Source organism: Viridibacillus sp. NPDC093762, from assembly GCF_050279675.1.
In the GTDB taxonomy this organism is placed as follows: Bacteria; Bacillota; Bacilli; order Bacillales_A; family Planococcaceae; genus Viridibacillus.
The window spans coordinates 7,034-7,276 of the sequence record NZ_JBNNUK010000040.1 but is presented as its reverse complement, the minus strand read 5'-3'; the positions used below and the strand labels follow the sequence as shown (position 1 = coordinate 7,276).

General features: G+C 31.7%; 1 protein-coding gene. It reads right to left on the bottom strand.

Annotated elements, in window-relative coordinates:
* The coding region (locus ACQKM9_RS21580; protein WP_427736527.1) for a hypothetical protein at positions 1-233 on the bottom strand (233 nt) is incomplete at its 3' end.
* Positions 234-243 lie beyond the last annotated feature (10 nt).

Below are 243 nucleotides of genomic sequence, written 5' to 3'. Positions count from 1 at the left end.
ATATATTCAATCACTTTATCCTCATCAAAAACTGTAACTTGATTTTCTAATAAATGGTCTACTAATTCTTCATCGAGATACCATTGTTGTTCATGAGCTTTAGTCTGAAATTTATATTGTTTGCTACGATATTTATATTTTTCATCTAAATCTGACAGTATATTTTTAAGTGATATACTCCAATGCTCTTGTATAGCACGCATGGCGTTCATATGCTTGCCAGCTAACCCCATAACTCCTTGT